The organism is Mesorhizobium shangrilense, from assembly GCF_028826155.1.
In the GTDB taxonomy this organism is placed as follows: domain Bacteria; phylum Pseudomonadota; class Alphaproteobacteria; order Rhizobiales; family Rhizobiaceae; genus Arvimicrobium; species Arvimicrobium flavum.
The window spans coordinates 3,028,506-3,048,527 of record NZ_JAQGPN010000001.1; the positions used below are offsets into that span (position 1 = coordinate 3,028,506).

Below are 20,022 nucleotides of genomic sequence, written 5' to 3' on the forward strand. Positions count from 1 at the left end.
GTGAAAGAGTGGGGCGGGACTATGTCGTCCTGCCAGCCATAAATTGTTTGGCATCATTGGATTGGGTTGGCGTCGCGATGCAAGCCGCTGAACGAGTCTGCACCGAAGCTTGAGGGGATTGCAGTGTTTGGACGTCGAGTTTTCTTCGCCACGGTCTTGGTGTCCGCGACGGCCCTTTCGCCCGTCGCGGCGACCGCCGAGACTTTGCTCGGCGCTCTCGCCAAGGCTTACGGGAACAATTCGGAACTGAATGCCGCGCGCGCCGGCCTGCGGGTGACCGACGAAAACGTCGCGATCGCCAAATCCGGGCAGCGTCCGATCATCACCGGGACCGGGAGCTACAACCTCGCGGAGCAGAACGGCATCGAGATCGAAACCGGTTCGTTCGGCGTACAGATCCAGCAGAACCTTTTCGACGGGTTTCAGACCAGGAACTCCGTAAGGACCGCGGAGGCGCGCGTCCGCGCCGGGGGCGAGGCGCTCCGCAACACCGAGCAGTCGGTCCTTTTCAATGCCGCAAGCGCCTATATGGACGTCATCCGGGATCGTCAGATCGCCGTGCTGACGGAGCGCAATCTGGAGTTCCTGATCGAACAGGTGCGTGCGGCGCGATCGCGATTCGAAGTGGGTGAGGGCACGCGCACCGACGTCGCCCAGGCGGAAGCCAGCCGGTCGTCGGCCGAGGCGCAGCTTGCTGCCGCCCGCGCCCAGGCCGACGTGAGCGCCGCAACCTACCGGCAGATCATCGGCGATTCCCCTGGCAAGCTGAGAGCCGGCTCGCCGGCCCGAGGCCTGCCCAAGAGCCTCGACAGCGCCTATTCGATCGCCACCGTTCAGCATCCGGCGATTCTGGCGACGAGCCATCTCGTCGATGCGGCCGCCTATTCGGTCAAGGTGGCGGAAGGCGCGCTGTTCCCGCAGTTGAACGCCACGGCGGGCCTGTCGCGCAGTTTCGTCGACGAGAACACCCGCTTCGGCCGGCAGGACGAATACACCAACTCCGCCACGATCGGCGCCCAGATCACCGTCCCGATCTATCAGGGCGGACGCGTCTCGGCCCAGGTGCGCCAGTCCAAGGAATCGCTCGGTCAGGCGCGCATCCAGGTGGATGTCACCCGCGACCAGGTCCGCGCCGCAGTCACCTCCGCCTGGACGCAGTTCGTCGCGGCCAACGAATCCGTGACAGCGAATCGGGCGCTGGTGTCGGCAGCGCAGCTGGCGCTCAATGGCGTCATCGAAGAGCGCAACGTCGGCCAGCGCACCACCCTCGACGTGCTCAATGCGCAGGCGGACGTCATCAGCGCTCAGATCAATCTCGCAAGCTCCGAGCGCGACGTCGTGGTGGCAAGCTACGCCATCCTCAGCGCCACCGGGCAGCTGTCGGTGCCAAAGCTCGGATTGAACGTCGAGCAGTATCGTCCGGAAGAGCACTACAATGCCGTCAAGGACAAGTGGTTCGGTCTGAGGACCCCCGACGGGCGTTGAGCCGCGCCTTGCCGGCGCCAACTTACTTGTGAGAAATACGAACCCCGCGGAATTTGGGGATTCTCCATAGCGGACTGCTCCGCTACGCTCTCAGCATTGATTCGTCGCTCGCCTCAAGAGGTGAAGTCCGACGATCGGGTGAGCTCAGGGCGGCAACGCGACAATGGCACAGGCAAGCAGCGCACAGCGTGAACCCTCCATGGAGGAGATTCTCGCGTCGATTCGACGAATCATCGAGGATAGCGATGTCGAGAAGCGGCGCGACATTGACGAGGCGTTGCCCGCTCAGGTGGCGCCCGCCAACGACGTGATGGATACGTTGAAGGGTATCGAAGCCTTCCGGGCGGAATTCCAGGAACCGACGCCGGCAGACGATGCTCCGGTCTCCGATCGAGTGATCTTTCGGGCAGTCGATGGCGACATGCAGCATAGTGCGCCGATCGCCGAGATTGCGGCAGTGGTGACGGCGGCTCCAGCGGAGCAGTTTGCGCCGTCAGAGCCCGAGACGGGTGAACAGCTGGCAGAAGACGGTCCGGCGACGAACGCCGAACCCGAAGTGACCCTTGATGCCGAGCCAATTGTCCCCGAACTGAGCGCGGTCCCGGTCGATGCGCCCCTGGCGGCGACACAGAACAGCGCTCCTGCGGAGGCGCAATCTCGACCGTCTCTCATCTCGGAGCAGGCCGGACGTCAGGTGGCGGCGGCGTTCGGGGAGTTGTCGGAGGCCTTTGCGGCGAGCCGTCGCCGCAGTTTCGACGAGATGGCCGAGGAGATGCTGAGGCCAATGCTGCAGGACTGGCTGGACAACAACCTCCCGCATCTCGTGGAGAGGCTGGTGCGCGAGGAAATCGAGCGCATAGCCCGCGGCTAGACCTGGAACCAAATGCTGTTGGCGCCGCCCTCGGGCGGCGTTGTGCGTTCGGACCACACCATCGCCTGCTGTTGACTTGGCGCTGCCCTTCCGATTTACACCGGCGTTTAGGGCAAAGATGCCGTCAGACGGGCGGCGTCCTGCTCCAGCTTTCCCGATGGGCCGGATGTGCGCTGATGCTTGAGAAAACCTACGATTCCAGGACGGTCGAACCAAAGATCGCGAAGATCTGGGACGAAGCAGACGCATTCCGCGCCGGCGCGGGCTCGCAAGCTGGCGCCGAGCCGTTTGCGATCGTCATCCCTCCGCCCAATGTGACGGGCTCGCTGCACATGGGGCACGCGCTCAACAACACATTGCAGGACATCCTGGTCCGCTTCGAGCGCATGCGCGGCAAAAACGTGCTCTGGCAGCCGGGCATGGACCATGCCGGAATCGCCACCCAAATGGTGGTCGAGCGCCGGCTCATGGAGAAGAAGATTCACCGCCGCGATCTGTCGCGCGAGGCTTTTATCGACAAGGTCTGGGAGTGGAAGGCCGAATCGGGCGGCATGATCTTCAACCAGCTGAAGCGCCTCGGCGCTTCCTGCGACTGGTCTCGCGAGCGTTTCACCATGGACGAAGGCTTGTCCAAGGCGGTCCTCGAAGTTTTCGTCACGCTTTTCAAGCAAGGGCTGATCTACAAGGACAAGCGCCTGGTCAACTGGGACCCCAAGCTGCTGACTGCGATCTCCGACCTTGAGGTCGAGCAGTTGGAGGTGAACGGCAATCTCTGGCATTTCCGATACCCAGTCGAGGACAAGACGTTCGACCCCGAGGATGCGAGCACCTTTATCACGGTTGCGACCACGCGGCCCGAGACGATGCTGGGTGATACCGCAGTCGCGGTGCACCCCGATGACGAGCGGTTCCGCCATCTGATCGGAAAATCGCTGGTTCTGCCTCTGGTCGGACGCCGGATCCCCGTCGTCGCCGACGAGTATTCCGATCCCGAGAAGGGCACGGGCGCGGTGAAGATCACCCCGGCGCACGATTTCAACGACTTCGAGGTCGGCAAGCGGCACAAGCTGCGCGCAATCAATGTGCTGACGGTGGAGGCGGCGATCAGCCTCCGCGAGAACGAGGATTTCCTGGAAGGCGTCGAGGAAAGCAAGACGCTCTTGGAAACGGTCGAGGCTCTTCAGGGACTGGACCGCTTCGCCGCGCGGCAGCGGATCGTCGAGATGATGGAGGCTGGCGGCTTCCTTGCCAAGATCGAACCGCACCGCCACACGGTGCCGCATGGCGACCGCGGCGGCGTGCCGATCGAGCCGTTTCTGACAGACCAGTGGTACGTCAACGCCGCCGAACTGGCGAAGCCGGCGATCCGCGCCGTGCGGGACGGCAGGACGAAGTTCGTCCCGAAGAACTGGGAAAAGACGTATTTCGAGTGGATGGAGAACATCCAGCCCTGGTGCATATCGCGCCAGCTATGGTGGGGACACCAGATCCCGGCCTGGTATGGCCCGGATGGCCACGTCTTCGTCGAGAAGTCCGAGCAGGAAGCCCTTGACGCCGCAGTGGAATACTACCTGGCGCTGGATGGGCCGTGGAAGGCATGGGTCGAGGAGAAGCTGGAGAATTTCCGTCCGGGCGAGATCCTGACGCGTGACGAGGACGTGCTCGACACCTGGTTCTCGTCGGCGCTGTGGCCGTTCTCCACTCTTGGCTGGCCGGACAAGACACCCGAACTGGACACGTACTACCAGACCGACGTGCTGGTGACCGGCTTCGACATCATCTTCTTCTGGGTCGCCAGGATGATGATGATGGGCATGCACTTCATGGATGAGGAGCCGTTCCACACGGTCTACGTCCACGCCCTTGTCCGCGACAAGAACGGGCAGAAGATGTCGAAGTCGAAGGGCAACGTCATCGACCCGCTCGAACTGATCGAGGAGTATGGCGCCGACGCGCTGCGTTTCACGCTGGCGATCATGGCTGCGCAGGGCCGGGACGTTAAGCTGGATCCCGCGCGGGTCGCCGGCTATCGAAACTTCGGCACGAAGCTTTGGAACGCGACGCGGTTTGCCGAGATGAACGGCGTCAAGCGGAACAACGATTTCTGGCTGAACGACGCGAAGCTGACGGTCAACCGCTGGATCCTGACCGAGCTGACGCGCGCCTCGCGGGAAATCACCGAGGGCATCGCCGCCTATCGCTTCAACGAAGCCGCCGCCGCCGCGTACCGTTTCGTCTGGAACCTGTTCTGCGACTGGTATCTGGAGCTGTTGAAGCCGATCTTCGCCGGCACTGACGAGGCAGCTAAGGCCGAGAGCCAGGCTGTGGCCGCCTTCGTCCTCGACGAGATCTACAAGTTGCTGCATCCGATGATGCCGTTCATGACCGAGGAACTCTGGGCGCATACCGCGCCGGAGGGCGGAGAGCGCGAGAGCCTGATCTGCCATGCGGCGTGGCCGGAACCCGAGTTCGTGGATGCGGATGCGGCGGCGGAGATCAATTGGCTGGTCGAGATGGTGACCGGCATTCGTTCCGTCCGCTCCGAAATGAACGTGCCGCCGTCTGCGGTGGCTCCGCTGGTCATGATCGGGGCGAACGACGAGACGCGCGCGCGACTTGCCCGCCACGATTCCGCAATCAAGCGGCTGGCCAGGATCGGCGAGATTTCGCATGCAGAGGCCGCCCCCAAGCTCTCCGCCCAGATCGTGGTTGGGGAGGCTACGGCATGCCTGCCGCTGGGCGATCTGATCGACCTGGAGGCGGAGGCTGCGCGGCTGCACAAGGACGTTGCCCGCGTCACCCAGGAAATCGCCCGGCTGTTCAAGAAATTGTCCAACGAGAAGTATGTCGCCAACGCGCCCGAAGAGGTCGTCGCGGCCGACCGGGAAAAGCTTGCAGAGTTCGAAGACGCCCAGGCGAAGCTGCAGGCCGCACTTGCTCGCATAACGACCCCAGACTGAGAATCCGGTCCGCGCGAACGGGTGTGATTCCCTGTAGCTGCGTCGGAGTGTTCGCCCGGCTCCCCACGAACCCGCTTTATCGAAGCCTTCCATGATTTTCGGCCCCATTGTTGCCTTAATGCGACAGTGGGGCAAGGAGCTGGCAGACTTCCACGTATCTGCTTGAAATCCTTACGTAAGTGTAGGCCGTCAGAGCGCCCTTGGCGCGGTTTCGAAGGTGGGCGCGCAGCTGATCGGCGAGCCTCGGAACACAGGTCGAACCTTGGGTCTGGGGATGTCGGCCAAGATCACGGTTGCGCGACCCGACGGAAACCGGTCTAGCTTGTGCACGTGCTTCGGGGAGAGGGCTTATGTACGGGAATGCGCTGAAATCAGCATTGGGCGCGGGGATTGCGGCGCTCGTACTTGGAGGAGCCGCGCATGCGAATGGTTTCGCGCGCGGGACCGCCGATACCGACATCCTTTATGAGGAAGGTGGTTTCACATTTCGTTCGGGCATGACCTTCGTCAACCCGAGCCGCGAATACACCAAGCATGGCAATCCGGCGAACGTCGGCACCGACGCGTTCCAGGACTATGTGATCCCAAGCATCGCCTTCAAGCTCGATGTGTCTGATGCATTCCGCTGTGCCGGCACCTACACCACGCCCTATGGCGGCGCGGTGAAGTACGCCGCGCCGACGCTGTCGGGCAAGACGGAAGAAGATTTCGTCATTCATGAAATCGCGGCGACGTGTGCCGTGAAGTTCAGCGCTGGCAAGGGGAATGTCTACCTTCTTGGCGGCGTCTATCAGGAAGAATTCGACTACAACCGCTTCAACGTGTCTCCGCTCGGCGGGCTGCAGCTGGACCTCAGGGGCACCGAGATGGGATACCGCCTCGGCGTCGGCTACGACATCCCGGACATCGCGCTTCGCGCCCAGCTGCTCTACCGCTCGGGCACCGACTACGGCGCGAGTGGCACGCTGACCGGACCGGCAGGCGTTCTGGCTCCGCAACTGGGACTGCCGGCAACGATGCAGATCCCGGTGCGGGCGATCGGCATCGGCCATCTCCCGCAGACGGTCGAGGCAAAGTTCCAGTCGGGCATTGCGCCTGGCTGGCTCGCCTTCGCAAACATCAAATGGTCGAACTGGAGCGTCCAGGACAGCCTCGACGTCCGCTCCGCGGTCACTGGCCAGCTCATCAGCCGCGACATCTACAACTGGGACGACGGCTGGACGATCACGGCGGGTATCGGCCACGCCTTCAACGACGTGGTCTCCGGTGCGGTCAGCCTCACCTGGGATCAGGGTGTGGGCACCGGATGGGACCTGCAGAGCGATGTCTGGACCCTGGCCAGCGGCGTTTCCGTTAAGGACACTCTGGGCGGCGAGCTTCGCGCCGGCGTCGGCGTCAGCTATCTGACATCCGCCGAGGAGACGCAGTACGCGCCCGCGGTCAATTCGGCGGTGGACGATGGGTGGTCCTACGCTGGCTCCATTTCCTACAGGGTCAAGTGGTAGCCGTTCACGGACGGCGAAGTCTCCGGAGGCCGGCGCAGAGCGTCGGCCTTCTTCGTTTGGGCAGCGAGCGGCGATCGAGACGAACCGCGAGGCGCGCCGACAGGTGCGCGGCCCCAGGCCGTTTGTGTTGTTTGCGCAACACTCTCTCAACAAGCCCTGTTGTATAGATCCACCAGCGGGCGCCGCCAAGTTCCCGCCATAAACCCGGAGCACCCCACAAGCATTCCGGGCAAGGGTCGGGTCAGCCGCAACTGCCGCGGCGGGGAAAACGATGAACGCTGATGTAGTTTTGAGGGCGACAGCGCCAGTCGGCCGGGGGTCGAGCGAGGGCAAGGCGCGCTGTTTGCACCACGGCCCCACTTTGGCCGAAAACCATCGGCAAAGTTCCTATACCGGCTCGCGCCATCGGCACCTTTGCCAGGCTGTCGCGCATGCGATCGAAGCGCTCCTGTCCAAGGCCCTTAGGCGGCGCGGCGAAGCCGGGATTGATCCGGAGGCTGCCATCCGCGGCCGAACCGGGCGCGTCCTGCTGGACGGAGAATTTGCGGTGAGGGCAAGGGGAATGAAGTCGCGCACAGCCGCTTTTGCGGCGGGTGCGGGTGTTGAGTGCGGCTTGTCGCCGAACCTTGCGTGGATGGAGCATCGCTTCCTCGGCGCAGATGGAAGAGCAGACTGATGACAATGCGAGTGGCGCGTTCAGTATATTCTGCGGTCGTCGCTGCCGGTCTTTTCGGAGCATCGGGCGGCGCCCATGCCTTCGACACGAATGCTGCGAAGCCTGAGAAGTCGAGCCCGTGGGCCGTTTTCCAGCGGGGCTTCGACGCCTACAAGAGCGGGCATAAGGACGAAGCGGTCGAAGCCTACCGCTATGCCGCCGAGAATGGTCAGATCGGCGCTACCTGGAAACTCGCGCGCATGTATGCCGAAGGGGACGGGGTCAAGCGCAACGACTATGAGGCCTTCAAGTTCTTCAACGAGATCGTCGCGCAGGATGTGGAGCCGGGCTCTCCTGAGGAGAGTTACATTTCGGACGCCCTGGTCGCGCTCGGAGGATATCTGAAGAACGGGATACCGGGGTCGGTCGAGCCCAATCCGGTCGCAGCGCAGGAATTCTATATGCGCGCAGCTGCGAACTACCGCAACGCGGAAGCCCAGTACGAGATGGGCAAGATGTTCCTCAAGGGCGAGGGCGGCATGAAGGCGAGCGTCCGCCAGGCTGGCCGCTGGCTGCAGCTGGCGGCCGCAAAGGGGCATGCCGGCGCCCAGGCGACCCTCGGAAACCTCCTCTTCGAGAGCGGCAAGGTGGTGCGCGGGCTTGCCATGATGACGGCTGCGCTCGAACGCGCGTCGCCGCACGACCAGCCCTGGATCCGTGGCATGCAGGAACAGGCCTTTGCGCTGGCCGGTGAAGCCGACCGCCGCACGGCGATCGCCCTTGCCGAGGACATGCTGGCCCAGGGCGCCAACCCGTAAGGGTGCTGCCGGTCTCTTGCGCAGATCCGGCGCGAATTCAGATCGAACGTTCGTGACGCTCGTCGCCCGTCGGCAACGCGCGCAACGCCTGGCCCACGAGACCCGGGTCCACGCCGGCGTGTTCTGCGAAGCGCAACAGGGTCGGCTCGTGTGCGAGGATGAAACCCAGTATCCCAGCCAGGAATCCGGGCTCAGACGCCGCCGTGCGGATCATCGACGCACTGATGCCCGTGATCGCCAGGAAGCGCGGCAGCAGCTCTGGATCTTCCGCAATGAAGACGAGAGCGGAGATGGCGAGGTTTTCGGCCGAATCCCGGTCCATGCTCGTTTCCATTTTCTGACGCCTCGATTCGCTTATTCGAGGTAAGGCTGTATTGTCTTCCATGCCAAGCTGGCGGTTCGAATGCAATCGATGCGCCAATTTCCGTTTCGTCAATGATCTGGCGGTATTGTTGTGTCGGGAATCGTGCCCGTGGCGGGGTACGGGCCGGCCCAGCGATTCGCCGCAGCCGGCCGGCAGGGCAGGGTGATGATGCCAAAAAAGGTGATGATCGTCGAAGACAACGAGCTGAACATGAAGCTCTTCCGCGACCTCATTGAGGCCAGCGGCTACGAGACCGTGCGCACTCGCAATGGGCTCGAGGCGCTCGATCTTGCGCGGATCCACCGGCCTGACCTGATCCTGATGGACATCCAGTTGCCGGAAGTGTCCGGCCTCGAAGTCACCAAATGGCTGAAGGCCGATGACGACCTTCACGTGATTCCGGTCATCGCGGTGACCGCCTTCGCCATGAAGGGCGACGAGGAGCGTATCCGGCAGGGAGGATGCGAAGCCTACATTTCCAAGCCCATCTCGGTTCCACGGTTCATCGAAACGATCAAATCCTATCTCGGCGACGCATGACCCGAGTCTCGCGGGTCCGGAGAGTGACAACGCATGACCGCCCGCATTCTTGTTGTTGACGACATACCGGCCAATGTGAAGCTGCTCGAGGCGCGCCTGCTGGCGGAGTATTTCGAGGTTCTCACGGCGAGCAACGGACCGGATGCGATCGAAGCGTGCGAGAACGCCAAGATCGACGTCGTGCTCCTGGATGTCATGATGCCCGGAATGGACGGGTTCGAGGTTTGCCGCCGGCTGAAGAGCGATCCGGCGACCTCGCATATCCCCGTCGTCATGGTGACTGCACTCGACCAGGTTGCCGATCGCATCCGGGGTTTGGAGGCGGGCGCCGACGATTTTCTGACCAAGCCAGTCAACGATCTCCAGCTGATGACGCGGGTGAAGAGCCTGGTCAGGCTGAAGTCGCTGACCGACGAACTGCGGCTCAGGGCGTCCACGACGCGGAACATTGGCATCGAGGAACTGCTCAGCCGGACCAATCCTGACCTGTTCTCACGGCCTCGCGTGCTGCTCGTCGATGAGCAGCCAGCTTCGTTCCGGCGTGTGGTGCAGATGCTTGCGGACGCCGCAGACGTGGATGTCGGAACGGATCCGCATGCGGCTTTGTTCCAGGCGGCCGAGAACGCATACGACGCCGTGATCATCTCCAGCCGGTTCGCCGATTTCGATCCGTTGAGACTGTGCTCGCAGCTGCGCTCCGTCGATCGCACGCGTCTTCTGCCGATCATCCTGATGGTCGAGGCCGGCGACGATGCGCGCATCATCCGCGGCCTCGAGCTGGGCATCAATGATTATCTGGTGCGGCCGGTGGACAAGCACGAACTGCTTGCGCGTCTCGACACGCAGGTGCGGCGCAAGCGCTACAACGACCATCTGCGGGCGAGCGTCGCGCAGACAATCGAAATGGCGGTCACGGACGGCCTCACGGGGCTCCACAATCGCCGCTATCTCGACAATCATCTGCAGACGCTGTTCGACCGCGCTGTGGCGCGCAAGCGGCCGCTGTCGGTCGTCATGACCGATCTCGACCGCTTCAAGTCGATCAACGACACCTACGGACACGACGCCGGCGACCTCGTGCTGCGGGAGTTCGCCCGGCGGCTGCGCAAGAACGTCCGCGGGATCGACCTTGCCTGCCGCTATGGCGGAGAGGAGTTCATCGTGATCATGCCCGACACGGATGGCGACATTGCCGAGATGGTCGCCGAGCGCATACGCGCCCAGATCGCGCAGACGCCATTCAGTCTAGGCGAAGGGAAGCCGGACCTCGAGGTGACGGTAAGCGTGGGTGTCTCGTCGCTGCGCCGTGGCGCGGACAACCCGCAAAACCTGATGAAGCGTGCCGACGTTGCTCTATACGAGGCGAAGACGGGTGGGCGAAACAGAGTAGTGGCTGCGGCCGCGTGAGACACGCCGGCCTGCCGAATCGTCAGCGCCGCCATGACAGGCTTGACCTTGGCGCAGAAATTTACCCTATTTGCCTGATTCGGCAGCGTTGGTTAAGAAACTATTGATTTTCAAGCGCTGTTGCGCAATTCTCTTACCTGAACGCTCAACACCTCGGGACGGTGGAACGATTTCAACCGACGCGAGCAGGTTTACCCCATGATGCTCAGGTCCGCCGCATCTCCTGGGTCCGTGGGGTTGGCCGGTCGACTCTGGCACATAGTGGCCTCCTCGTACCGCTGCTGGATGTCGACCGGCCCCCTTTCTCTCATTCTTCGCGAAGAAATGGCAGGATATCCCTGATATCGCAGGGTTTCCGTTTCTGAAACGAAAAACGCCGCCCGAAGGCGGCGTCGAACCAGTGTCGCGTCGGCGCGACTACTTGATCTTGGTTTCCTTGAACTCGACGTGCTTCTTCGCAACCGGGTCGTACTTGCGGAACGACATCTTCTCGGTCTTCGTGCGGCTGTTCTTGCTCGTCACGTAGAAGTAGCCGGTGTCGGCGGTCGAGAGGAGCTTGATCTTGATGTTTGCGGCTTTTGCCATGGCTGTCTTCCGATCTGTTTGGGCACATACCGCTGAAACGCGGGCACGGCGCCCGGATGCGGAAATTTGCGCGAGACATACTGATGGCGGCGTGAAAGTCAAGGGCTGGAGCCGATCCGCCAGCGGAAACGCTTCGCGGATGCCCGTGCGGGTGCGGAGCGGTGAGGCGGCAAGAGGCGGTCGCCGCCCCACCCGACAGTTTCTGCCTCACACGCCGGGCGTGCGACAGGTCTCAGCCCCCGCTGATCGCAGTCAGCACAAATACCTCGCTTCCTGCCGGTATCCTCGTGCCAAGTTTTGCGCGCTCACCGTCAATGAAGATATTGATGTGCTTGCGGATGGCAGGCGAGGTGTCGCAGAGGCGGTCGCGCATGCCCGGCCATGACCGGTTGAGCCCATCCATCATCTCGTCCACGGTGGTCGCCGACATCTCCACGCGCCGCGGCGCGCCGGGAAAAAGGTCGACGAGCACCCCGGGCAAACGCACGACGATGACGTTTGTCATTTGGCCACTGTTGTGGCCAGGCCCGAAACTCTGGTCGTTCATCGCATGATCGCCGGTTGTGGCTTCCCTTTGAGTGTCCTGCATCCCGCACGCCTCATCTGCGCAACATCGGAAGGAGGAGGTGACCGGCCCGTCCCGCGCGACAGGCTACCGCTCGACCACCATGGTTTCGACCGAGGAGATTGAAGGCAGGTGCTCGGCGATGGGCTGCCAGCTATCGCCTTCATCCGGGCTGGCGAAGAGGACGCCGCCGCTGGTGCCGAAATAGACGCCCGACGGGTCGAGCCTGTCCGTCGCCATGGCCTGGCGAAGCACGCCGAAATAGGCGTTCTCCTGGGGCAGGCCGGCGCGCAGGTCTTGCCACGTCTGGCCGCCGTCGCGCGTGCGCCAGACGGCCGCCTTGGCGTCGGGCACGTAGCGGCCCTTGATGTCGCCGTTGAGCGGCAGCAGGAACAGCGTTTCGCGATCGCGTGGGTGCGTGGCTGCAGGGAAGCCGAAGGTGGAGGGAAGGCCGGCCTCGATGCTCTCCCAGCGCTTGCCGCCGTCGTCGCTGCGATACATGCCGCAATGGTTCTGCTGGTAGAGCCGGTCGGGCTCGCCGGGCGCCATCACCAGGCAGTGCACGCACTGGCCGAACTCAGGATAGTTCTGGCCCTCGGGCATGAAATCCGCGCGGGTGCCGCGGTTGCGGGGCTCCCAGGTCTCGCCGCCGTCGGCCGTGTGGAAGACGCCGGCGGACGAGATGCCAACCCAGATCTGGTTGTCGTCCTTCGGGTGAGCCACGAGGGAATGCAGGATGAGCCCGGCGCCGCCTGGCATCCAGTCCTTTCGCGTCGGATGCTTTTGCAGGCCGTCCAGATGGATCCAGGTCTGGCCCTGGTCCTCGCTGCGGAAGAGGCCGGCTGGCTGCACGCCGGCGTAGAGATGGCCGTTGCGTGGCGCGACGCTCCAGACCGCCTTGATCGGCTCCTCGCCGGCGTCATAGGCGAGACCCTCGCTGGAGTGCGTCCAGGTTTGCCCGAGATCGGTCGATTTCCATACGGCCGGCCCGAACCATTCGTTGCCGCCTCCGGCATAGATCGTTCCTGATTCGGCGTCGCCGATCGCATGATGGATCGGCCAGGTCTCGCAGTATGGGCCCCTGATGTCCCACTTCTTTCGGGCCGCATCGCTCTCGGCGATGAACACGCCCTTCTTGGTGCCGAGGAGAATCAGAATCCGTTTGGCCATGAAGCTTGTTCCTCCAGACTTTTGTCCTGTGCCTTCTGCACCCAAGCCGTGGTATGAAAGCATGAGAATTATGTTGATATCAACTGACAGAATCAAATGACCGACGAGAACCTCCTCGACTTCAGCACCACACTGGAGGTTCGCGACAGCTGCCTGTGCATGCACGCGCAGCGGGCGGCGCGGGCGCTGGCGCGGCGCTACGACGAGGCGTTGCGACCGTCCGGCCTGACGAACGGGCAGTTTTCGGTGCTGATGGCGCTCAACCGGCCGGGCGGAGCGGGGATCAGGGATGTGGCGGAGGTTCTGGCGATGGACCGGACGACGGTGACCGCAGTGCTCAAGCCGCTGACCCGGCGCGGACTGGTCGAGGTCGCTGCCAGCCCCAAGGACCGGCGCGCACGCGCGCTCATCCTGACGCAAGCCGGCAGGGGGCTCCTCGTCGCGGCGCTGCCGGTGTGGCGCAAGATGCAGAAGGAGATCGAGAGCCTGTTGCAGGAGCCGGAGAGGCTGCGCACCGAAATGCGTAGTCTGTGCTGACATGCGGGGCTTGTCTGTAAGCCGGGTTTGGGGCATCGCAAGGGGATGAGTGACACCGCGCGGCCGATCGATCATCTCGTCTTGCCGACCGCAAGCCTGAAGGCGGCGAGGGCGCGGTTGGCTGCACTGGGCTTCACGGTCGCTCCCGACGGCGAGCATCCGTTCGGGACTGCGAACTGCTGCGTCTTCCTGTCCGACGGCGTCTATCTGGAGCCGCTCGCCACCGTCAGCAACGCCTTGGTGGCCGATGCGCGGGCCGCAAGCAACGTATTCGTCGCACGTCATGAGGCCTTCCGCTTCAGGCGCGGAAACGAGGGATTTTCAGCCGTCGTGTTCGGCACGCACGACGCCGCCGCCGATCACGCGAGATTTGCCGCGACCGGCTGGTCGGGCGGGCCGATGCTGGAATTCTCCCGCGATTTCGTCGACGCTTCCGGCAACAAGGACCGGGCCTCGTTCAAGCTCGCCTTCGCAGGCGATGCGCGTGCGCCGGACTGCCTATTCTTCACCTGCGAGCGGGTCAACGTACCCAAGGTCGATCGCACGACACTGCAATCGCATGCCAACGGCGTGAGGCGGCTAAAGTCCGTTGTGCTCGCGGCGCCCCGAGCCTCCGCCTTTGCTCCCTATCTCGCCGCCGCCAGCGGCGCGACGGTCGACGGGATGTCGGACGATGACACGGTGGTGATGAATGCGGCCAACGCCAGCATCCAGTTAACGAGCAACCAGGCGCTGCAGCGGGATTTCGGGCGATCGTCCAGCGGCGATCAGGGGCTGGAAGCGCGCGCCATCATCTTCGGCGTGGATGACCTCCACGCCACCAAGGCCTATATGACCGCCAACCGTATCGACTGCGAAAAGTTCCGCGGTCGGCTCATCGTGCTTCCTGCGCCTGGACAAGGCGCGATCCTTGCGTTCGAGGCGAATGAATGAACAAGCCCAACCACACCGTCGCCGCCGGCAAGGTGCGATTTGCCAATGACGCCCCGCTGGCGCTGGTCGCCGGTCCGTGCCAGCTCGAATCGCGACAGCATGCCTTCGACATGGCCGGCGCGCTGAAAGAGATGACGGAAAAGCTCGGCATCGGGCTGGTCTACAAGACCAGCTACGACAAGGCGAACCGCACCTCGCTCTCGGCCACGCGCGGGGCGGGGCTGGAAGCGGCGCTCCCGGTGTTCGACGCGCTTCGCAAGGAGTTCGGCCTGCCGGTGCTGACCGACATCCACAGCGAGGAGCAGTGCGGCATCGTCGCGCCGCATGTCGATATCCTGCAGATCCCGGCGTTCCTGTCGCGACAGACCGACCTACTCGTCGCCGCCGCCAGCACAGGCAAGATCGTCAACGTGAAGAAGGGGCAGTTTCTGGCCCCCTGGGACATGAAGAACGTGGTCGCCAAGGTCACGGGCTCCGGAAATCCGAACGTGCTGGTGACGGAGCGCGGCGCATCCTTCGGCTACAACACGCTGGTTTCCGACATGCGCGCCTTGCCCATCATGGCCGACATCGGCGCGCCGGTGATCTTCGACGCCACCCATTCGGTACAGCAGCCGGGCGGCCAAGGCGGCTCGAGTGGCGGCGAGCGGCGCTTCGTCGAAACGCTGGCTCGCGCAGCGGTCGCCGTAGGGGTTGCGGGCGTGTTCATCGAGACACATCAGGACCCGGACAATTCGACGTCGTCCGACGGTCCCAACATGGTGCCGCTCAAGGACATGCCGGCCCTTCTCGAAAAGCTGATGGCGCTGGACCGCGTGGCAAAGGGCTGATCGGGCCGGCCGGCGTAGGGCCCGGCCCCAGTCCAGGACGGCCGGACAAGAGTCTGATTCAATCCGGGCGCGTGTTGCTCTAGGCTGGACCGGCGGGGGCCTCAGGAGGAACCCATGTCGGTTGCACGTGTCACCGAAATCACCGCTTCGTCAACGACGAGCTTCGAAGACGCCATCGCTCAGGGCATCGCCCGGGCCAACCAGACGCTGACGAATGTCGAGGGCGCCTGGGTCCAGCAGCAGACGGTCGCCTGCGAAGCGGGCAAGATCAAGGAGTACCGGGTGAATATGAAGGTGACCTTCATCCTCACCGACTAGCTGCGGCGGACTGCAGCGGACGGGGAGGCACGACAACGGCACGCCGCGACGCGGCCGGCCGTTACGGGCCCCGGAGGCTGTCGGCGATGCCGCCAACCAGCGCGTCGTAATCTGCCTTGAGCGACGGCGGATAGGCGACGCTCACCGTATGGATCACGCCGCCATGTCCGAACAGGCGGCGCTGGTAGAACACGTGGCCGTCCTTGAAGCCCGAAAGCACCACCCAGTCGCTGCCGATCCGGCTGTAGGTGATGCGGTACGAGGAGTCCTGGTCGGCGGCAGCGCTGGCGGCGAAGCTCTTCGGCGTCTCGTCCATGACATTCTGGATGCCGGAGCAGACCAGGCTCGCCCCATCGTCGGCCATCCACTGCTGCCCGTCGCCGTTGTCAGGTTCGGGCAGCCGCCGGATGAAGATCTCGTCCGGAAAGGTGCAGGTCGTGCCGAACCGCGAGTTCACATAGGTGTAGGGATCTGCTCCGGCCGTGGCCGCACCTGCCGCAAGCACGGCCAGGGCCAGGGAGAGCAGGGCGCCCCGGGGTCTCATCCCCCGGTCACGCTCATGTGACGCGACACCGCGGGGCGCTTGCTGCGCCGATCGATGACGAAGTCATGGCCCTTCGGCTTGCGGCCGATCGCCTCGTCGATGGCGGCGGAGAGCAGATCGTTGCCTTCGGACGCCCGCAGCGGCGTGCGCAGGTCGGCCGCGTCCTCCTGACCGAGGCACATGAACAGCGTGCCCGTGCAGGTGATGCGTACGCGGTTGCAGCTTTCGCAGAAATTGTGGGTCATCGGCGTGATGAAGCCGAGGCGGCCGCCCGTCTCGGCGACCTCGACGTAACGAGCGGGGCCGCCGGTCTTGTAGGGGATGTCGTTGAGCGTGAACTGGCGCTCGAGATCAGCGCGCAGCACGGAGAGCGGCAGGTACTGGTCGGTGCGGTCGACTTCGATCTCGCCCATGGGCATGGTTTCGATGACCGTGAGGTCCATGCCGCGGCCGTGGGCCCACCGCATCAATTCCGGGATCTCTGCCTCGTTGAAACCCTTCAGCGCGACCGCATTCAGCTTGATGCTGAGCCCTGCGGCCTGCGCGGCGTCAATGCCGGCGATGACACGTCCGATATCGCCCCAGCGGGTAATCTCGCGGAATTTCACCGGGTCGAGCGTATCCAGCGAGACGTTTATGCGCCTCACGCCACAGTCGACGAGTTCTTGGGCGAAGCGGGAGAGCTGCGAGCCGTTGGTGGTGAGCGTCAGCTCTTCCAGCGCGCCGGTCTTGAGATGGCGCGAGAGCTCGCGCACGAGATGCATGATGTTCTTGCGCACCAGCGGCTCGCCGCCGGTGAGCCGCAGCTTCTTCACGCCCTTCTCAATGAAGACCGTGCAGAGCCTGTCCAGTTCCTCGAGCGAGAGCAGATCCTTCTTGGGTAAGAAGGTCATGTCCTCTGCCATGCAATAGGTGCAGCGGAAGTCGCAGCGGTCGGTGACCGATACGCGAAGATAGGTGATGTCTCGACCATACGGGTCGGTCATGCTCATCGGACGTTTCACTCCCTGCACGTCAGAGGCTGCCGAGTGTCATATACCGTGATGTTGTACGATCCGGCAGAACAATCAAGTGGGTGACGCCTTTGCCTTGCAGGAAGTCGCATTTTCCCGTGCCGGATTTCGAATGTCCGGGAAGGGCGCGAAATGACGGATCACCGGCCAATCGCCCTTGTTCGCAGGGGCATCAAGTTCCATTTGATGGCTTCCTCAACAGAATTGAGTTCCAATGATGGCCGCCGAGGGATATTTTCGTTCGTAGACAGCGGCCAACGACACAATCGGAGAACGGCGTGAACACAGTCAGCGCTATTCGCGGCAATACGGTGAAGCCGGTCGATCCAATCTGGAACGCCGTGCGGGAAGAGGCGATCGCCGCGGTCGACAACGACCCGCTGCTATCGGCATTCCTCTATTCCACGGTGCTGAACCAGGAGAGCCTGGAGGAAGCCGTGATCCATCGAATCGCCCAGCGCCTGGACCACGGCGATCTCAGCGCCGATCTCATCGCCCAGACCTATCGCGAGATGGTCCGGGCCCAGCCGGAGTGGAGCGCCACCGTACGGGTAGACATCCAGGCCTATTACGATCGCGACCCAGCCTGCGACCGGTTCATCATGCCGGTCCTCTATTTCAAAGGCTTTCACGCCATTCAGACGCATCGGCTCGCGCACTGGCTGTGGAACCAGGACCGCAAGGATTTCGCGCTCTACCTGCAGAGCCGTTCGTCCGCGATCTTCCAGACCGACATCAATCCCGCTGCCCGCATCGGCAAGGGGCTGTTCATCGATCATGCGACCGGACTGGTCGTCGGCGAGACGGCGGTCATCGAAGACAATGTCTCGATCCTCCACGGCGTGACGCTCGGCGGTACTGGCAAGACTGGTGGCGACCGCCATCCGAAGATCCGCTACGGCGTGCTGATCGGCGCCGGCGCCAAGATCCTCGGGAACATCGAGGTGGGTCACTGCGCCAAGATCGCCGCGGGTTCTGTCGTGCTGGCCCCGGTGCCGCACAACAAGACGGTCGCCGGTGTTCCGGCGCGCATCGTCGGCGAGAGCGGGTGCGACCAGCCTTCCCGGCAGATGGACCAGTTGCTGCCGTCGCGCGCCTTCGATGACGGGCCGGGCTTCGATATCTGAGAATTGGACGCCGCTTCGGTTCTGACGGACTTTACAGGCACGTTTGCCGCGTGCCAGAAGCCGGGCTTCATTGACCACCTCGTTGGAGAAAGCCGTTGAAGCCCGAAGAGATCCGAAAGCTCGACGCTTATTTCAAGCGCACTTTCCAGAATCCGAATCTCCAGGTGAAAGCACGCCCGCGTAAGGCCGATTCCTGCGAAGTCTATGTCGGCGACGAGTTCCTTGGCATCGTTTTCAAGGATGAGGACGACGGCGACTACAACTTCTCGATGGCGATTCTCGACATCGATCTCGGCTGAAGCTCAACGCTTCACCATTTGCTCCGCCTTGGCGATCACTGCGGCATCGAGCTGCTTCCAGTCTGCCAGCAACTCCTGCGGGAAGCGGTATGTCAGGCTGAGCGCGTCGCCCATGTGGATGTCGCGCTCGCAGGGCGCCAGCGACTCGGCGGCGCTGGGGCCTGATAGGCACCGAGCCACATAGGGCGGCATGCCGGCTCCACGCTCGGCCACCGCCAGGACTTCGTTCAGATAGCCCGAGCTCTCGTTGAATTCATGGAAGACCAGCCCGGCTGGCCCCGCCGTGGACGGTTCAACGATGAGCGATTTATAGATCGGCTCGAACCGGCCGCTCATGTCGCGCGACATCATGGCGGGCTCGAAGGACACGAAAAGAATGTTCTTCCTGTCGCCGGCGTTGTTGAAGTCGACGCTCGTGCTCGGGCTGTAGCCGTCCATCTGCGGCCATCGGAAATAGAGGTCGAGGCGAGGCGCGACGCCGTTGATGCGCTGGCGCTCGAAACGGATGACGTTGGCCGGCGCGACGATCACGTTGTTTCCGACCACAATCTCGCGCAGCGTGACGTCGTCGGTGTGACCGGCCATGACGATGGAGGCGCCCACCCACTTGCCGGCGACGCTGAGGCCTACCGAGAACAGGGCGAGGGCGGCGAAGACGTAGAACATCTTGAGCATGAAAGTGGAGTTGACGACGTTGAGTTCAACGTCGGCCACTGACGCTTCTTCGGCCGTCCGGGACACCGAGCACTCCACCATTAGGACCGGTTCCATGCCTGATCGGCACATCCTTCACGGCATGGCGTTGCCGCGCGACGAAGGTACTGTGCGGAACTATGGTAAACAGCCGGTAAAGAGCGGACTGCGCGGCGGCGACCGTCGATCCTTCGCCGGCATCGCTGGGCAATGCCAAGGTTGCTTCGTGCGTCGGCCGCACCTAGGGTCGCAACGATCCCAAGGAAGGAAACGATGCCGATCTACGCACTGGATGGAGTTCGTCCCACATTCGACGACGAGAACGTATGGATCGCGCCGGATGCGTCGATCATCGGCAACGTATTGCTGGGTCGAGACGTCGGCATCTGGTTCGGCGCGGCGTTGAGGGGCGATTCCGAGCCGATCCGGATCGGCGACGACACCAACGTACAGGAACACACGATCATGCACACCGATCCCGGCTTGCCGCTGACGATCGGGAAGGGATGCACGATCGGCCATCGCGCGCTGCTGCACGGCTGCACTATCGGCGACAATACGCTGATTGGTATGGGGGCGATCGTGCTGAACGGCGCCCGCATCGGCAACAATTGCCTCGTCGGCGCCGGGGCGCTGGTGACGGAAGGCAAGGAGTTCCCCGACGGCTCGTTGATCGTGGGATCGCCGGCGAAGGTCGTGCGCCAGCTGGACGAGGCGGCGATCGAGCGCCTGCGTCAGTCTGCGAGGCACTACGTGGCGAACGCGCGCCGGTTCAGGGCCGGATTGACGACCGTTGCGTAGCC

At 63.5% G+C, this 20,022-nt stretch carries 21 protein-coding genes; 14 read left to right on the forward strand and 7 right to left on the reverse strand.

The annotated features are described in order from the left end of the window. Positions 1-123 precede the first annotated feature (123 nt). The 5 genes from PD284_RS14630 to PD284_RS14650 all read left to right on the forward strand — a co-directional run bounded on the left by PD284_RS14630 (position 124) and on the right by PD284_RS14650 (position 8,294). Positions 124-1,485 carry a TolC family outer membrane protein gene (locus PD284_RS14630; RefSeq protein ID WP_274628917.1) on the forward strand — a complete coding sequence of 454 codons (1,362 nt, stop codon included), beginning with the start codon at positions 124-126 and terminating at the stop codon, positions 1,483-1,485. 199 nt (positions 1,486-1,684) lie between these two features. After that, entirely contained in the window at positions 1,685-2,356 is a 672-nt protein-coding gene (locus PD284_RS14635; RefSeq protein ID WP_274628918.1) for a PopZ family protein, read from the forward strand. Positions 2,357-2,532: 176 nt separating this feature from the next. Next, positions 2,533-5,316, forward strand: a complete 2,784-nt coding sequence (locus PD284_RS14640; RefSeq protein ID WP_274628919.1) for a valine--tRNA ligase — start codon at positions 2,533-2,535, stop codon at positions 5,314-5,316. Between the two features lie 350 nt (positions 5,317-5,666). Then, positions 5,667-6,821: an outer membrane protein transport protein gene (locus PD284_RS14645; protein ID WP_274628920.1), complete on the forward strand. Its 1,155-nt coding sequence runs from the start codon at positions 5,667-5,669 to the stop codon at positions 6,819-6,821. Positions 6,822-7,508: 687 nt separating this feature from the next. Next, entirely contained in the window at positions 7,509-8,294 is a 786-nt protein-coding gene (locus PD284_RS14650; RefSeq protein ID WP_411956213.1) for a tetratricopeptide repeat protein, read from the forward strand. 37 nt (positions 8,295-8,331) lie between these two features. Here PD284_RS14650 and PD284_RS14655 read toward each other — a convergent pair whose 3' ends face one another. Next, entirely contained in the window at positions 8,332-8,616 is a 285-nt protein-coding gene (locus PD284_RS14655; protein WP_274628921.1) for a DUF3572 domain-containing protein, read from the reverse strand. Positions 8,617-8,823: 207 nt separating this feature from the next. Between PD284_RS14655 and PD284_RS14660 the strand changes: the two genes are divergently transcribed. Further along, positions 8,824-9,198 carry a response regulator gene (locus PD284_RS14660; RefSeq protein ID WP_411956214.1) on the forward strand — a complete coding sequence of 125 codons (375 nt, stop codon included), beginning with the start codon at positions 8,824-8,826 and terminating at the stop codon, positions 9,196-9,198. Between the two features lie 33 nt (positions 9,199-9,231). Beyond that, positions 9,232-10,605 (forward strand): PleD family two-component system response regulator, encoded by a 1,374-nt coding sequence (locus PD284_RS14665; RefSeq protein ID WP_274628922.1) that lies wholly within the window; start codon positions 9,232-9,234, stop codon positions 10,603-10,605. 417 nt (positions 10,606-11,022) lie between these two features. Here PD284_RS14665 and rpmG read toward each other — a convergent pair whose 3' ends face one another. The 3 genes from rpmG to PD284_RS14680 form a co-directional block, all read right to left on the reverse strand. Next, positions 11,023-11,190, reverse strand: a complete 168-nt coding sequence (gene rpmG / locus PD284_RS14670) for a 50S ribosomal protein L33 (RefSeq protein ID WP_274628923.1) — start codon at positions 11,188-11,190, stop codon at positions 11,023-11,025. 232 nt (positions 11,191-11,422) lie between these two features. Beyond that, positions 11,423-11,695: a ubiquitin family protein gene (locus PD284_RS14675; protein WP_274628924.1), complete on the reverse strand. Its 273-nt coding sequence runs from the start codon at positions 11,693-11,695 to the stop codon at positions 11,423-11,425. Positions 11,696-11,842: 147 nt separating this feature from the next. Beyond that, positions 11,843-12,925 carry a WD40/YVTN/BNR-like repeat-containing protein gene (locus tag PD284_RS14680; RefSeq protein ID WP_274628925.1) on the reverse strand — a complete coding sequence of 361 codons (1,083 nt, stop codon included), beginning with the start codon at positions 12,923-12,925 and terminating at the stop codon, positions 11,843-11,845. Positions 12,926-13,021: 96 nt separating this feature from the next. Between PD284_RS14680 and PD284_RS14685 the strand changes: the two genes are divergently transcribed. From PD284_RS14685 to PD284_RS14700, 4 genes are all read left to right on the forward strand, one after another. After that, a complete protein-coding gene (locus PD284_RS14685) occupies positions 13,022-13,462 on the forward strand; it encodes a MarR family winged helix-turn-helix transcriptional regulator (RefSeq protein ID WP_274628926.1) in 441 nt (146 codons plus the stop codon). A 45-nt stretch (positions 13,463-13,507) separates the two neighbouring features. Next, a complete protein-coding gene (locus tag PD284_RS14690; RefSeq protein ID WP_274628927.1) occupies positions 13,508-14,395 on the forward strand; it encodes a VOC family protein in 888 nt (295 codons plus the stop codon). Further along, positions 14,392-15,225, forward strand: coding sequence for a 3-deoxy-8-phosphooctulonate synthase (gene kdsA, locus PD284_RS14695; protein ID WP_274628928.1), 834 nt, complete (start codon positions 14,392-14,394; stop codon positions 15,223-15,225). Before PD284_RS14690 ends, kdsA begins: the two co-directional genes overlap by 4 nt. A gap of 114 nt (positions 15,226-15,339) precedes the next feature. Continuing rightward, positions 15,340-15,543 carry a dodecin family protein gene (locus PD284_RS14700; protein ID WP_274628929.1) on the forward strand — a complete coding sequence of 68 codons (204 nt, stop codon included), beginning with the start codon at positions 15,340-15,342 and terminating at the stop codon, positions 15,541-15,543. Positions 15,544-15,604: 61 nt separating this feature from the next. Here PD284_RS14700 and PD284_RS14705 read toward each other — a convergent pair whose 3' ends face one another. Both PD284_RS14705 and moaA read right to left on the reverse strand, forming a co-directional pair. Next, a complete protein-coding gene (locus tag PD284_RS14705; RefSeq protein WP_274628930.1) occupies positions 15,605-16,087 on the reverse strand; it encodes a hypothetical protein in 483 nt (160 codons plus the stop codon). Continuing rightward, a complete protein-coding gene (gene moaA, locus PD284_RS14710) occupies positions 16,084-17,079 on the reverse strand; it encodes a GTP 3',8-cyclase MoaA (protein WP_274628931.1) in 996 nt (331 codons plus the stop codon). Before moaA ends, PD284_RS14705 begins: the two co-directional genes overlap by 4 nt. Positions 17,080-17,378: 299 nt before the next feature. Between moaA and cysE the strand changes: the two genes are divergently transcribed. Then, positions 17,379-18,227 (forward strand): serine O-acetyltransferase, encoded by an 849-nt coding sequence (gene cysE / locus PD284_RS14715; protein WP_274628932.1) that lies wholly within the window; start codon positions 17,379-17,381, stop codon positions 18,225-18,227. A gap of 95 nt (positions 18,228-18,322) precedes the next feature. Further along, positions 18,323-18,526: a DUF3126 family protein gene (locus PD284_RS14720; protein WP_274628933.1), complete on the forward strand. Its 204-nt coding sequence runs from the start codon at positions 18,323-18,325 to the stop codon at positions 18,524-18,526. A 3-nt stretch (positions 18,527-18,529) separates the two neighbouring features. On the opposite strand, the gene PD284_RS14725 is transcribed toward PD284_RS14720, so the two are convergent. After that, complete coding sequence (locus tag PD284_RS14725; RefSeq protein WP_274628934.1) at positions 18,530-19,297, reverse strand: hypothetical protein; 768 nt, start codon at positions 19,295-19,297, stop codon at positions 18,530-18,532. A 195-nt stretch (positions 19,298-19,492) separates the two neighbouring features. Between PD284_RS14725 and PD284_RS14730 the strand changes: the two genes are divergently transcribed. Continuing rightward, positions 19,493-20,020, forward strand: coding sequence for a gamma carbonic anhydrase family protein (locus PD284_RS14730; protein ID WP_274628935.1), 528 nt, complete (start codon positions 19,493-19,495; stop codon positions 20,018-20,020). The last annotated feature ends 2 nt before the right edge of the window (positions 20,021-20,022 follow it).